Genomic DNA, 14,936 nt, shown 5'->3' on the forward strand with positions numbered 1-14,936 from the left:
TACGTTTTGACATTTCCTGATGAGGTGGAGAAGTAATGGAACTGCTTTTATTAAGTAACTCGACGCTGCCGGGTAAAGCCTGGCTGGAACACGCTCTGCCGCTGATAGCGAATCAATTGAACGGTCGACGCTCAGCCGTGTTTATTCCGTTTGCCGGCGTCACGCAAACATGGGACGAGTACACGGATAAAACCGCAGAGGTACTTGCGCCATTAGGGATAAACGTCACAGGGATTCATCGTGTCGCCGATCCGCTTGCAGCGATTGAGAAAGCGGAAATCATTATTGTCGGCGGCGGAAATACCTTTCAGCTACTGAAAGAATCGCGTGAACGCGGGCTGCTGGCGCCGATGGCGGACAGGGTAAAACGCGGCGCGCTGTATATCGGCTGGAGCGCGGGCGCCAACCTTGCCTGCCCGACTATCCGCACGACCAACGATATGCCGATCGTCGATCCAAACGGTTTCGACGCGCTGGATCTGTTCCCGCTGCAAATTAATCCTCACTTCACTAACGCCTTGCCGGAAGGTCATAAGGGCGAGACCCGCGAGCAGCGTATTCGCGAACTGCTGGTGGTCGCGCCGGAACTGACAGTGATTGGTTTGCCGGAAGGTAACTGGATTCAGGTGAGCAACGGCCAGGCGGTTCTCGGCGGCCCGAATACCACCTGGGTGTTTAAAGCGGGCGAAGAGGCCGTGGCGCTGGAAGCGGGTCATCGCTTTTAATCCCTGGCCACATTGAATGCCGAATGACGGGCCTACACGCATGTTCTCCGTAGGCCCCGCCATCCGGCATTTCACTTAATACTCGCCCCGTTCCTCGTCCTGATCCGGCTGTTCCAGTACGCTATAGGCGACCGAACAGAACAGTGAGTTAAGACGCTTCATATCGCCCAGCAGCCCTAAATGGAGCGAGCTGGTTTCAATGCTTTGCACGTTCTGCTGGTGCAGGCGGTCGACATGCGCATGAGAGTATCGGCGATTAAGTATACGGAAGCGATGTTTACTGCGGCGCAACCGACGGGCGCTGGTGACATCGCCGGAGAAAAAGACCGACATCGCCAGTTGCAGATTACTGAGCAGTTGATCGTAAAGCGCATCCAGCTCTTTCAATCCTTCTTCTGAAAATGCCCGACGCGCCGCCAGCGACTTGTCGGCAATCTCGCTGCCCATTCGCTCGATAATATCCGACGCCTGTTCGAGGTTCAGGGCCATCTCAATAATCTCCGCCCACCGACGGGACTCCTCCGCCGCCAGCTCGTCTTTCGGCATTCGCGCCAGATAAAGCTTAATCGCGGTGTAGAGCACGTTAACGTCATCCGCCAGCTTGCGCAGCGCTTTCTCTTCACGCGGCTCGCCGTGCATGACCTTTTTTAGCCCTTCCATCATCTGTTCCATCGCATCGCCAATGCGCAACACCTCACGGGCAGCATTAGCCAGCGCCAGCGTTGGCGTATCCAGCGCGCTGACATCCAGATGTTTCGGCTTCAGATGGGTATCCAGTTCAGGCTCATCACGAATAATTCGTTTACAAAAACGCGCCATCAGCTCGGCAAATGGCACCATCGCCAGGCAGCGCACCAGGTTATAGAAAACGTGGAAATAGATCACCAGCTCTGATTTCGGTAGCGATAGCTCATCCATCAGATTCGCCAGCGGATGGACAAACGGCAGGATGACCAGGCTGCCGATCAATTTGAACAATAGGCTGCCGAGCGCTACGCGACGCGCGGCAGCATTGGCGGCGCTGTTATTGAGCATCGCCAGCAGCCCCGATCCCAGATTGGCGCCGATGACCAGGCACAACGCCACCGGGAACGATATAATCCCCGCCGCCGTCAGGGTTGCCGTCAGCAACACCGCCGCCAGGCTGGAATAACTGATGATAGCGAACATCGCGCCAATCAGCGCATCCAGCATAATGTCGCCCGTCAGCGACGCGAAAATGACCTGCACGCCATTAGCCTGAGTGATCGGCGTCACTGCCTGCACAATCAGCTCCAGCGCCAGTAGAATCAGGCCAAGCCCGATACCGACGCGACCCAGCTGTCCGGCGCGGGACTGCTTACGTCCCAAAAAGAAAATCACGCCGATAAAAATCAGCAGCGGCGACAGCCACGAGAGATCGAAGGTCAGGATACGCGCCATTAGCGCGGTCCCCACGTCGGCGCCAAGCACGATCACCAGCGCGGGCGTCAGGGCGACAAGATCCTGGGCGACAAACGACGTTACCAATAAAGTGGTGGCGTTACTGCTTTGTACCAGCGCGGTAACACCGATACCCGCACAAAAGGCGAGCGGTTTCTTTTCCACGCTGCGGCTGAGGACAGTACGTAGACGCGCGCCAAACACGCGCATTACGCCAGTACGAACGATATGTGTTCCCCATACCAACAGCGCAACGGCAGAAAGTAGATGGAGCAAAGTTAACACGGCGTCAGGTTCTCCTTATCGTTATACGTTTTCCTGAAGCTCACTTGCGATAAATTGCCTGATGGCGCACAGCGTTAAGGCCTGCTGGCGTTGCACGCCACCGGGCTTACCATACGTAATACGGTATGCTGGATAAGGCGTTTACGCCGCCATCCGGCAAATTCAGCGTAGAGCCTTCCTTCAGTATAAGGGTTTAATTGTAAGAAAGAGACAAGGCACCCAATGAGTGCCTTGTATGTTGTAAGGAAAAGTGACGATTTTATGAATCAGTCCGCATCGTAACCCAGGTTCGGCGCGAGCCACCGCTCAACATCCTCAACGCTCATTCCTTTACGGAAAGCATAATCTGTCACCTGATCGCGTTGGATCTGCGCTACCGCAAAGTATTTGCTCTCAGGATGGCTGAAGTACCAGCCGGAGACCGACGCGCCTGGCCACATGGCGAAAGATTCGGTGAGCTTCATCCCGGTGTGTTTTTCGACATCCAGTAGCTGCCAGATAGTGCCTTTTTCGGTATGTTCCGGGCAGGCAGGATAACCCGGCGCCGGGCGAATCCCCTGGTAGTTTTCGCGGATTAATTCGTCGTTACTCAGGCTCTCGTTCGGCGCATATCCCCAGTAAACCTTACGTACACGCTCATGCAGATACTCGGCAAACGCTTCCGCCAGACGGTCGGCAATCGCTTTCACCATGATCTTGTTATAGTCGTCGTGTTGCGCTTCGAAGGCGTCCGCCAGCGCATCCTCCTCCAGACCGCCGGTCACCGCGAAAGCACCGATGTAATCCGCTTTGCCGCTCAGTTTCGGCGCGACAAAATCCGCCAGACAGTAGTTGGCAAAACCGACTTTCTCGGTCTGCTGGCGCAGGTGGTGGCTGACCGTCAGAACATGAGTACGGGTTTCGTCGCGATAAATTTCGATGTCGTCACCCACACGGTTCGCCGGGAACAGGCCCACCACGCCACGCGGATTCAACAGTTTCTCGGCGCTCAGTTTATCCAGCATATCATTGGCGTCTTTAAACAGACGCTGCGCCTCAACGCCCACCACCTCATCTTCCAGAATGCGCGGGTATTTGCCGGCCAGCGACCAGGTCATAAAGAACGGCGTCCAGTCGATGTAGTTGCGCAAAGTTTCGATGCTGGCTTCCACCTCCTGCACGCCCAGACGGTGGGCTACCGGCGGGGTGTAACGTTCCCAATCGAACGCCAGATCGTTATCGCGCGCCGCTTCCAGCGTGACCGGCGGCGTGCGCGGTTTTTTGCGGGCGTGCTGAATACGCACGGTTTCGTACTCTTTGCGGGTACGGGCGACAAAGTCATCGCGCTGGTTGTCGGAGAGTAGCGCCGCCACCACGCCCACGGTACGCGAAGCATTCTGCACGTAGACCGTCGGACCGCTGTAGTTCTGCTCGATTTTCACCGCCGTATGCGCTTTCGAAGTGGTTGCGCCGCCGATCAGTAGCGGGATAGTAAAGCCCTGACGCTCCATCTCTTTCGCCACGTTGACCATTTCGTCCAGCGACGGGGTGATGAGCCCGGAAAGACCAATCAGATCGGCATTCACTTCACGCGCCGTTCTGAGGATTTTCTCCGCTGGCACCATCACGCCGAGATCGACGATTTCGTAGTTGTTGCATTGCAGCACCACGCCAACAATGTTCTTGCCAATGTCGTGCACATCGCCCTTCACGGTGGCAATCACCATCTTGCCGTTGCTGGAGCCTTTTTCTTTGCTGGCTTCAATAAACGGCTCCAGGTAGGCCACCGCTTGTTTCATCACGCGAGCGGATTTCACCACCTGCGGCAGGAACATTTTCCCTTCGCCGAACAGGTCGCCGACCACGTTCATGCCGTCCATCAGCGGCCCTTCAATCACCTCAATCGGGCGGGCGGCCTGCTGACGGGCTTCTTCGGTATCCTGTTCGATAAACTCGGTAATGCCTTTCACCAGCGAGTATTCGAGACGCTTTTTCACGTCCCAGCTACGCCATTCCGCCTGCTGGGCACTGGCAGCCTCGTCGGTTTTACTGCCGCGATATTTCTCCGCCAGTTCCAGCAAACGCTCGGTGCCGTCATCGCGACGGTTAAGAATGACATCTTCAACCGCATCGCGCAGCTCGGCGGGCAGATCGTCATAAATCGCCAGTTGCCCGGCGTTGACGATGCCCATGTCCATGCCGTTGCGGATGGCGTAGTAGAGGAATACCGCGTGGATAGCCTCACGTACCGGGTCGTTGCCGCGGAACGAGAAGGACACGTTAGACACGCCGCCGGAGATCAGCGCGTGCGGCAGCTCGCGTTTGATGTCTTCACAAGCGCCGATAAAGTCCTGCGCGTAGTTGTTGTGCTCTTCAATACCGGTGGCGACGGCGAAGATATTCGGGTCGAAGATGATGTCTTCCGGCGGGAAGCCCACCTCTTCGGTGAGAATTTTGTAGGCTCGGCGGCAAATTTCGATTTTACGCGCGCGGGTGTCGGCCTGCCCCTGTTCATCAAAGGCCATGACCACCACCGCCGCGCCGTAGCGACGTAGCAACTTCGCATGATGAATAAAGGCTTCCACGCCCTCTTTCATCGAAATAGAGTTGACGATGCCTTTACCTTGAATGCACTTCAGCCCTTTTTCGATAACTTCCCATTTCGAGGAGTCGATCATAATCGGCACGCGGGCGATATCCGGCTCGCCGGCAATCAGGTTGAGGAAGCGCACCATCGCCGCTTCAGCGTCGAGCATCCCCTCATCCATGTTGATATCGATAATCTGCGCGCCGCTTTCGACCTGCTGACGGGCGACATCCAGCGCTTCGCTGTATTTTTCTTCTTTGATCAGGCGCTTAAACTTCGCCGAGCCGGTGACGTTGGTACGTTCACCGACGTTCACAAACAGGCTATCGTCGCCGATATTCAGCGGTTCAAGGCCGGACAGACGGCAGGAGACCGGGATTTCTGGCAACTTGCGCGGCGGTAAGCCATCCACCGCTCGACTCATCGCCGCAATATGCTCCGGCGTGGTGCCACAGCAGCCGCCAACCACGTTGAGGAAGCCCGCTTCGGCCCATTCGCGGATTTGCGTTGCCATGGTGTCGGCGTCGAGGTCGTACTCGCCGAAAGCGTTCGGCAGGCCGGCGTTCGGGTGCGCGGTGACGTAGCATTCGGCAATCCGCGACAGTTCCTGGACGTACTGGCGCAGTTCATCTGGCCCCAGCGCGCAGTTAAGGCCAAAAGTGAGCGCCTCGGCGTGGCGCAGCGAGTTATAAAAGGCTTCGGTCGTCTGGCCGGAAAGCGTACGGCCAGAGGCGTCGGTGATGGTGCCGGAAATCATGATCGGCAGATCAACGCCCAGCGCTTCAAACTCTTCTTTCACCGCAAACACCGCCGCTTTCGCATTCAGGGTGTCAAAGACGGTCTCAATCAGAATCAGATCTACGCCACCTTCCACCAGCGCTTTAGTGGATTCACGGTAGGCCGCCACCAGCTGATCGAAGGTGATATTACGAAACGCCGGGTCGTTGACGTCCGGTGAAATGGAGGCCGTGCGGTTAGTTGGACCAAGCACGCCCGCAACAAAGCGTGGTTTTTCTGGTGTTCGCGCCGTCCATTCATCGGCGCAGGCACGCGCCAGTTTGGCCGCCGCATAGTTAATTTCCGCCGACAGGGATTCCATCCGGTAATCCGCCATCGCAATGGTTGTCGAGTTAAAGGTGTTGGTTTCGATGATATCCGCGCCAGCCTCAAAGTAGGCGTTGTGGATAGCGGCGATCACCTCCGGCTTGCTGAGTACCAGCAGGTCATTGTTGCCTTTCAGGTCGCAGGGCCAGTCGGCAAAGCGCTCCCCGCGGAAATCTTCTTCATGTAGACGATAGCTCTGGATCATGGTGCCCATACCGCCGTCCAGCACCAGAATACGTTCATTTAACTGCGCACGCAGTTGTTCAACTTTGCTGCTCACACTCGCTCCCGACAACGCTCCACGTAACGAGCCATACTGGCACAAAGCGTGCTGGCGGAAAAGAGAACAACGGGCAACATGAGACATGTTCAGCTTGCCACCCACTTCTGTCGCTTTGCCGGATGGCGGCGCAAGCGCCTTATCAGTCTACAAATTACTTTGGCGGCTCCCAAAGCGTAGGCCTGATAAGCGTAGGCCTGATAAGCGCAGCGCCATCGGGCATCCTGTGATGTCACTCATCCGATCAGTTCAGGAACTCTTGCATTATAATTGAATAAAACGAAAATGATTTCCACGATACAGAAAAAGGAGTCTGCCATGGTTGCCCCTGTTCCCGCGAAACGCGGGAGAAAACCTGCCGCTACCACTGCACCCGTAACCGGGCAGGTTCAGTCTTTAACTCGCGGTCTGAAGCTGCTGGAGTGGATTGCCGAGTCCAACGGCAGCGTCGCGCTGACCGAACTGGCGCAACAGGCGGGTTTGCCTAATTCCACGACTCACCGTCTACTCACCACCATGCAGCAACAGGGTTTTGTCCGCCAGGTTGGTGAGCTGGGCCACTGGGCCGTAGGCGCACACGCGTTTATCGTCGGTAGCAGCTTCTTACAGAGCCGTAATCTGCTGGCGATTGTCCATCCGATTTTGCGCAAGCTGATGGAGGACTCCGGCGAAACGGTAAACCTTGCCGTACTCGACCAGAGCGACCATCAGGCCATTATTATCGACCAGGTGCAGTGCACACAATTGATGCGCATGTCCGCCCCTATTGGCGGCAAGCTGCCCATGCACGCCTCTGGCGCGGGCAAGGCGTTTTTATCACAGCTCAGTGAGGAACAGGTTACCAGTCTGCTGCACCGCAAGGGGTTGCACGCTTATACCCATGCGACGCTGGTGTCGCCGATCCATCTGAAAGATGACCTCGCCCAAACACGCAAGCGCGGCTATTCCTTTGACGACGAAGAACATGCGCTCGGTCTGCGCTGCGTGGCCTCGTGTATTTATGACGAGCACCGCGAGCCGTTTGCGGCCCTCTCTATTTCCGGCCCCTGCTCACGCATTACCGACGATCGCGTCACCGAACTTGGCGCCATGGTGATTAAAGCGGCGAAAGAGGTGACGCTGGCCTATGGTGGAACTCGCTGAAATGAGCAGCCTGAAATTATACTGGCAGGAGAAGTACCCACAGGCCTTCTGTTGGTCTTTCGGTGATTCGCCGGCGCTGGCCGACGAGCTGGCGGCGCTAGTGGTCGCCGGTAAAAAGCGTGGCACCTGTAGCTCGCTGGTTAGCTATCAGAAAGAGCAACCCCCTGTCACGCCCGGGTCATATCACATTGTGCTCAACGGCACAGGCGACGCCGTGTGCGTCATACGCACGCTGGCGCTCAGGCTGATCCGTTTTAACGAGATGAGCGCCGATCTCGCCGCACTGGAAGGCGAAGGCGATCTTAGCCTGGCGTACTGGCAAGCGGCACACCGGGCCTTTTTTGAGCGCGAGGGTAATTGGTCGCCGGAGATGGAACTGGTTTACGAAGAGTTCGCCGTACTTGAGATCGCGCCGTAACGCACGCTAAAGCGCTGGCGACGACGATAGGCATACACATCTTCTACATGCCCTTCTTTAATACGCGTCTGTAGCGCGCGCCAGTAATCGGCGCGAAACAGGTCGGCATGCATCTCTTCAAACAATGGCCCGATACGCGGATCGGCACACAGCCAGTGGCGAAACTCCTCCGGGAAAACATCACCTGGCGAGACGCTATACCAGGGTTCGCTGGCCAGTTCGTCTTCCGGATAACGCGCTGGCGGAATATCGCGGAAATTCACTTCCGTCATGTAGCAAATTTCATCGTAGTCGTAGAACACCACGCGGCCATGACGGGTAACGCCAAAGTTTTTAAACAACATATCGCCGGGGAAAATATTAGCGGCGGCAAGCTGGCGAATCGCATTACCATATTCTTCTATCGCATCGCGCAACTGCTGGCCTTCTACCTGTTCCAGCCAGATATTGAGTGGCACCATGCGACGTTCAATATAGAGATGGCGAATGACGATATGTTCCCCAAGATCGGTAATCTTCTCTGGCACTTCTTGCCGTAAAAGCGCCATCAGCGCCGGATCAATTTGCCGTTTATCCAGTACGAAATTCTCAAACTCCTGGGTATCCGCCATACGACCGACGCGATCATGCTCTTTTACCAGTTGATAACAGGCACGCACATGAGCGGCAGACATCTCTTTCTGCGGGGCGAATTTGTCTTTAATGATTTTAAATACCCGGTCGAAACCTGGCAGGGTAAACACCAGCATCACCATGCCGCGGATACCAGGCGCCTCAATGAATTTCTCATCACTTTCAGCCAGATAACATAAATATTCGCGGTAGCTTTCGGTTTTCGCATGTTTCTGGCAGCCAATCGCCATATACAGTTCGGCAGTGGTTTTACCCGGCAGGATTTCACGCAACCACTCAACCAGCGCGGCAGGCAGCGGCGCATACACCATAAAATAAGAGCGGGCAAAACCAAACACAATGCTCGCTTCTGCCGTGGTGGTCAGGCAGGTATCGACAAACAGTTCACCCTCATCAGTGCGATGAATCGGCAGTAAAAACGGCAGCGTACCGTCAGGTGTGGTTAATTTACCTACCAGCCAGGCCGCTTTATTACGGTAAAACAACTCATTCGCCACCTGGACATGGCAGCGAGGTAGCGCGTCCTCGCCCAGTGTTTCAGTCAGGTGCGCGATAATATAGCGGATATCCCGGCTTTTATTCTGCCAGGGCAGACGCAGCGGTAAGTCACTGAGTATGCGCATCAACAGCGGCTCCCAACCGTGATCGGGAAAGAAGTCTTTGGCCAGCGGGCGCGGGATAGTACGAAAGCGGCGCTCCGGTTGCGAACTGAAAATAAACAACCGCTCGGGTGTTAACGAGCGGTGGTCAAATAACCGGCAATAAACGGAGTTGAAAAAGCTCTCCGCAATCTCGAAGCGCGGGTAATCCGGCAACAGCCGGGTGTAATGCTCTTTAACGCGTAAAAGGAAATCCGCGTCGGTACTTTTGCCATCGGTAATACAGCGCAGTTGCTCCACCACCAGACCCACATGATGATCATAGAGGTGGATACGGCTTTTCATCGCCTGTTGGACGGCGTGCCAGTCGGCCTGTTCAAAACGCTGCTGCGCGCCGGAAGTCACTTCCAGAAATCGACCATACTGCGCGTCAAAGCCTTGCAGGATGGTTTGAGCAATCAGTAATTCCAGGCCACGCGGCATTTTTTTCCCTCATCCGGCACCACGTCATGCCGGATGGCGCGTTCGCTTATCCGGCCTACGCTATCTGTAGGCCCGGTAAGCGCAGCGCCACCGGGCATCAATCAAAACTGCGATTCTTCCGTCGATCCTGTTAACGCGGTAACGGATGACGCGCCGCCCTGAATAATGGTGGTGACTTTGTCGAAGTAACCTGTACCCACTTCCTGCTGGTGGGAAACAAAGGTGTAGCCGTCTTTCGCCGCGGCGAACTCGGGTTGTTGAACCTTCTCAACATAGTGTTTCATGCCCTCGCCCTGAGCGTATGCATGCGCCAGGTCAAACATGTTGAACCACATGCTGTGAATACCCGCCAGGGTAATAAACTGGTATTTGTAACCCATGTCCGACAACTGCTGCTGGAAGCTGGCAATGGTCTTGTCGTCCAGATTCTTCTGCCAGTTGAAGGATGGTGAACAGTTATAGGCCAGCAGTTTGCCCGGATACTTCGCGTGGATAGCATCGGCAAAACGACGCGCCAGTTCGAGATCCGGCGTAGAGGTTTCGCACCACACCAGATCGGCATACGGGGCATACGCCAGACCGCGGCTGATCGCCTGCTCAATGCCCGCATGGGTGCGGTAAAAACCTTCGCTGGTGCGTTCGCCGGTAATGAAACCGCTGTCATAGGGATCGCAGTCGGAGGTGATCAGATCTGCCGCATCCGCATCGGTGCGCGCAATCACCAGCGTCGGGACGCCCATCACATCAGCGGCCAGACGCGCAGCAACCAGTTTCTGAATCGCCTCCTGCGTGGGGACCAGCACCTTGCCGCCCATATGGCCGCATTTCTTCACCGACGCCAGCTGATCTTCGAAGTGAACGGCCGCTGCACCGGCTTCAATCATCGATTTCATCAGTTCGAAGGCATTCAGAACGCCGCCAAAACCGGCTTCCGCATCAGCAACGATCGGCAGGAAGTAATCCACATAGCGCGGATCGTTGGGTTCAATACCGGATGCCCACTGGATCTGATCTGCACGACGAAAAGTGTTGTTGATCCGATCCACTACCGCCGGAACAGAGTTTGCCGGGTACAACGATTGATCCGGATACATGCTGGATGCCAGGTTGGCATCTGCCGCCACCTGCCAGCCTGAAAGATAAATCGCCTCAATACCGGCTTTCGCCTGCTGCAGCGCCTGACCGCCAGTCAGCGCGCCCAGGCTGTTGATATAGCCTTTTTTCGCTTCACCGTGCAACAGCCGCCACATTTTCGCGGCGCCGAGCTGCGCCAGCGTGCATTCCGGGTTAACCGAGCCGCGTAATTTCACCACCTCCTCCGCGCTGTACGGGCGGGTGATGCCTTCCCAGCGCGGTTGTGTCCACTCTTTCTGTAATTCTTCGATTTGTTGAGTACGGGTTTTCATGTGCAGATGCTCCATATTGTTATGTGGTGAATTAAGCCAGTAAGCGATAGCCCGGCAGGGTGAGGAAGTCGATTAAGTCATCTGAGGTGGTGATTTGCTCCATCAGACGTGCGGCATCGTCGAAGCGCCCGCTGCTGTAGCGGTGCTCGCCCAGTTCGTCCTGGATTACCCGCATCTCTTCCGCCAACATTTCGCGGAAAAGCGCTTTCGTTACGGGTTTTCCATTGCTCAGTGTTTTCTCATGGTGAATCCACTGCCAGATAGAGGTTCGTGAGATTTCCGCCGTCGCGGCATCCTCCATCAGACCGTAAATCGGTACACAGCCATTGCCGGAGATCCACGCTTCAATGTACTGCACTGCCACGCGAATATTGGCGCGCATTCCCGCTTCTGTGCGTTCGCCTTCACATGGCTCCAGTAACTGTTCAGCGGTAATCGGCGCATCTTCATCACGGGTAATGAACAGCTGATTTTTGTGCTCGCCCAGTACCTCGTTAAAGACGGCCATTGCGGTATCCGCCAACCCGGGATGCGCAATCCACGTGCCGTCGTGGCCGTTGTTCGCTTCCAGCGCTTTATCCGCTTTCACTTTGGCAAGGACCTGATTGTTGCGTTCAACGTCTTTGCTCGGGATAAACGCCGCCATACCGCCCATCGCGAACGCGCCGCGCTTGTGACAGGTTTTGATCAGCAGGCGCGAGTAGGCACTCAGAAACGGTTTGTCCATCGTTACCACCTGCCTGTCCGGCAGGACGCGATCCGGGTGATTTTTCAACGTTTTGATATAGCTGAAAATATAATCCCAGCGACCACAGTTGAGACCGACGATATGATCACGCAGCGCATGAAGAATCTCATCCATCTGGAAAACAGCCGGCAGCGTTTCAATCAACAGGGTCGCTTTGATCGTACCGCGCGGCAGGTTAAAGCGGTCTTCGGCGTAGCTGAAAACTTCACTCCACCAGGCTGCCTCCTGCCAGGCTTGCGTTTTCGGCAGGTAAAAATACGGGCCGCTACCTTTAGCGAGCAGCGCTTTATAGTTGTGGAAAAAGTACAGAGCAAAATCAAACAGGCTGCCGGGAATGGCTTCCCCCCGCCAGGTAACATGTTTTTCTGGCAGATGTAGACCACGTACACGACAAATCAATACGGCCGGATCGGGCTTGAGCTGATAGATTTTTCCGGCTTCGTTGGTATAGCTAATGGTGCCGTTCACCGCATCACGCAGGTTGATTTGACCATCAATAACTTTATTCCAGTCCGGCGCCAGCGAGTCTTCAAAATCCGCCATAAACACTTTCACATTTGCGTTCAGGGCATTAATCACCATTTTACGTTCAACCGGCCCGGTAATTTCTACTCGGCGATCCTGTAAATCCGCCGGAATACCACGAATCTGCCAATTACTTTCTCTAATGGAAGTGGTTTCCGAAATAAAATCAGGCAACTTACCGTTATCAATATCCTGCTGTTGCTGGATACGTGCAGCCAGGAGTTTATTGCGTTTTGGCGTAAAACGGGTGACTAACTCCGTCAAAAACTCGACTGCTTCAGCGGTCAGGACTTGCTTTTCCAGCTCGCCTTGCGGCCTGGTAAAGGTTAATTCATCAGTTGTGGTTGCCTGTGGATTCATCATGCAGCTCCTCGTTGTTGATCCAGATACATCCCCAATGCGAACGAAGGATCACTGTGCGCTTTTCGTTCAACACAACTAAGACTACTCAATTAAATTTCAAAATCAAAAACAATTTCCATTTTTAATTTAATTATGCATTAACCTATTGATAACAATATAAATTAAATTTAATTACATGATGAGGTGCGTTTCGGAAATAAAAAAGGCACCCGAAGGTGCCTGATTCAACATGCTGAAACGCTTTAGGATCGTCAGAAGCAGAAGATTAATCCAGGGTTGGATTCATGTGACGCAGATCATATGGCGTAATCTGGTAGACATAATAGTTGAGCCAGTTAGTAAACAGTAAATTACCGTGGCTGCGCCAGGTTGCGCGCGGTATGTTTTGCGGATCGTTTTTTGGGAAATAGTTGTACGGAACCTCCGGATTTAACCCGGCCTCAACGTCACGAAAATATTCACCCGCTAACGTATGAGCGTCATATTCAGGATGACCGGTGACAAACGCAATACGTTTATCTTTGCTGGCAAACAGGTACGCATCCCCTTCTTCTGTTTCGGCCAGAATTTCAAGATCCGTATAATCCCGTATTAGCGCCGCCGGGAAATCGGCATAGCGTGAGTGTGGCGCAAGAAACGAATCATCAAAACCACGCGTTAACAGAGCATGAGGATGAAGGATGTGATGTTCATAGACGCCGGAAAGTTTATCTGTACGGGTCTGCTTAGGGATACCATAAAGAATATTGAGTGCAGCCTGGACGGCCCAACAGACAAATAGCGTCGAAGTAACGTGATCTTTCGCCCATTCCAGCACCTGCCTAATCTGCGGCCAGTAAGCCACGTCATTAAACTCCACCAGACCCAGCGGCGCTCCGGTCACGATAAGCCCATCAAAGTTCTGATCGCAGATATCGTCGAAGTTACAGTAAAAGTTGTTCAGATGCTCGGCTGGCGTGTTCCTCGACTCGCGGGCATCTATCCGCAGCAGTTGAATATCGACCTGCAATGGCGAGTTCGATAGCAAGCGCAGAAACTGATTTTCCGTTTCAATCTTCTTCGGCATCAGGTTAAGGATAAGTACCTTTAGCGGGCGAATTTCCTGACCTGATGCGCGAGAAGTCGTCATGACGAAGACATTCTCCTCACGTAAAAAATTGACGGCGGGTAGCTCGTCCAGCACGCGAATCGGCATAACCTGATAACCTCACGACATACGTTTAAACGTTTAGACATCCAGATAGCTGAAGATACTCAGAAATCAGGCGAATGTCGAGTCTGCAAGTTCAAGGTGAGAAAGTTTCACGACAGCATTTGCATTAGAATAGAAGTAAGCAAAAAAGGAGTGAAGATGATGATTAACATTCGCCGTTCAAGGCATGAGGAAGGGGAAAAACTGATTGCGATCTGGCGTCGCTCAGTCGATGCCACGCACGATTTTCTGTCAAACGCTTATCGGGCCGAACTGGAAGAGCTGGTGAGCGATTTTCTGCCAGAAGCGCCACTATGGGTTGCCGTGACCGATCAGGATGAGCCGGTAGGATTTATGCTGCTTACCGGCGAACATATGGATGCGCTGTTTGTCGATCCGGACGTGCGTGGTCAGGGTATCGGTAAGAGATTAGTTGAACATGCGTTAACACTGGCGCCGGGGTTGACAACCAATGTTAATGAGCAGAATACACAAGCTGTTGGATTTTATAAGAAAATGGGATTTAAGGTGACGGGACGTTCGGAGGTTGACGATCTTGGGAAACCGTATCCATTGTTGAATTTAATTTATCCGTGAGTAGTGGTGCTGCCTGATAAGTGCATACAGGCCGGATAAGGCGAAACTGCCATCCGGCGGTGCCGGTTGCCTGATGGCGCTGCGCTTATCAGGCCTACATTTTTACAGTTACCACACACGCAAAGAAGCCCGTCCAGACGGACGGGCTTCTTCACTTGTCTGATGCCTGGCAGTTTATGGCGGGCGTCCTGCCCGCCACCCTACGGGCCGTTGCTGCGCAACGTTCAAATCCGCTCCCGGCGGATTTGTCCTCCTCAGGAGAGTGCTCACCGGCAGACCACAGATAAAACAAAAGGCCCTGTCTTCCGACAGGGCCCTTCGTTTTATTTGATGCCTGGCAGTTCCCTACTCTCGCATGGGGAGACCCCACACTACCATCGGCGCTACGGCGTTTCACTTCTGAGTTCGGCATGGGGTCAGGTGGGACCACCGCGCTAGTGCCGCCAG

General features: G+C 54.5%; 10 protein-coding genes and 1 rRNA gene. 4 read left to right on the forward strand and 7 right to left on the reverse strand.

Annotated elements, in window-relative coordinates:
- Positions 1 to 35 precede the first annotated feature (35 nt).
- Entirely contained in the window at positions 36 to 725 is a 690-nt protein-coding gene (pepE, locus tag J4728_RS11240; protein WP_000421776.1) for a dipeptidase PepE, read from the forward strand.
- Between the two features lie 75 nt (positions 726 to 800).
- Here the strand turns inward: pepE and J4728_RS11245 are convergent, their stop codons facing one another.
- Together J4728_RS11245 and metH are read right to left on the reverse strand one after the other, a co-directional pair.
- Positions 801 to 2,432, reverse strand: a complete 1,632-nt coding sequence (locus J4728_RS11245; RefSeq protein ID WP_000956811.1) for a Na/Pi cotransporter family protein — start codon at positions 2,430 to 2,432, stop codon at positions 801 to 803.
- A gap of 266 nt (positions 2,433 to 2,698) precedes the next feature.
- Positions 2,699 to 6,382 (reverse strand): methionine synthase, encoded by a 3,684-nt coding sequence (gene metH, locus J4728_RS11250; RefSeq protein WP_208211756.1) that lies wholly within the window; start codon positions 6,380 to 6,382, stop codon positions 2,699 to 2,701.
- Positions 6,383 to 6,700: 318 nt separating this feature from the next.
- Between metH and iclR the strand changes: the two genes are divergently transcribed.
- Together iclR and J4728_RS11260 are read left to right on the forward strand one after the other, a co-directional pair.
- Positions 6,701 to 7,525, forward strand: a complete 825-nt coding sequence (iclR, locus tag J4728_RS11255) for a glyoxylate bypass operon transcriptional repressor IclR (protein WP_000226430.1) — start codon at positions 6,701 to 6,703, stop codon at positions 7,523 to 7,525.
- 10 nt (positions 7,526 to 7,535) lie between these two features.
- Positions 7,536 to 7,943, forward strand: coding sequence for an ASCH domain-containing protein (locus J4728_RS11260; protein WP_010989091.1), 408 nt, complete (start codon positions 7,536 to 7,538; stop codon positions 7,941 to 7,943).
- On the opposite strand, the gene aceK is transcribed toward J4728_RS11260, so the two are convergent.
- The 4 genes from aceK to metA form a co-directional block, all read right to left on the reverse strand.
- Positions 7,907 to 9,658, reverse strand: coding sequence for a bifunctional isocitrate dehydrogenase kinase/phosphatase (aceK, locus tag J4728_RS11265; protein WP_001137268.1), 1,752 nt, complete (start codon positions 9,656 to 9,658; stop codon positions 7,907 to 7,909). The two genes, J4728_RS11260 and aceK, sit on opposite strands and share 37 nt — an antisense overlap.
- A 101-nt stretch (positions 9,659 to 9,759) precedes the next feature.
- Positions 9,760 to 11,064, reverse strand: a complete 1,305-nt coding sequence (aceA, locus tag J4728_RS11270; protein WP_000857882.1) for an isocitrate lyase — start codon at positions 11,062 to 11,064, stop codon at positions 9,760 to 9,762.
- A gap of 31 nt (positions 11,065 to 11,095) precedes the next feature.
- Positions 11,096 to 12,697, reverse strand: a complete 1,602-nt coding sequence (gene aceB / locus J4728_RS11275) for a malate synthase A (RefSeq protein ID WP_001069371.1) — start codon at positions 12,695 to 12,697, stop codon at positions 11,096 to 11,098.
- A 268-nt stretch (positions 12,698 to 12,965) separates the two neighbouring features.
- Positions 12,966 to 13,895: a homoserine O-succinyltransferase gene (metA, locus tag J4728_RS11280; RefSeq protein WP_001122767.1), complete on the reverse strand. Its 930-nt coding sequence runs from the start codon at positions 13,893 to 13,895 to the stop codon at positions 12,966 to 12,968.
- Between the two features lie 156 nt (positions 13,896 to 14,051).
- Between metA and J4728_RS11285 the strand changes: the two genes are divergently transcribed.
- Entirely contained in the window at positions 14,052 to 14,489 is a 438-nt protein-coding gene (locus tag J4728_RS11285) for an acetyltransferase (protein WP_000973248.1), read from the forward strand.
- Positions 14,490 to 14,821: 332 nt separating this feature from the next.
- On the opposite strand, the gene rrf is transcribed toward J4728_RS11285, so the two are convergent.
- Positions 14,822 to 14,936 (reverse strand): 5S ribosomal RNA (gene rrf, locus J4728_RS11290).

It is taken from the genome of Salmonella sp. 32070601201500089SM (genome assembly GCF_017573605.1).
GTDB lineage: Bacteria > Pseudomonadota > Gammaproteobacteria > Enterobacterales > Enterobacteriaceae > Salmonella > Salmonella enterica.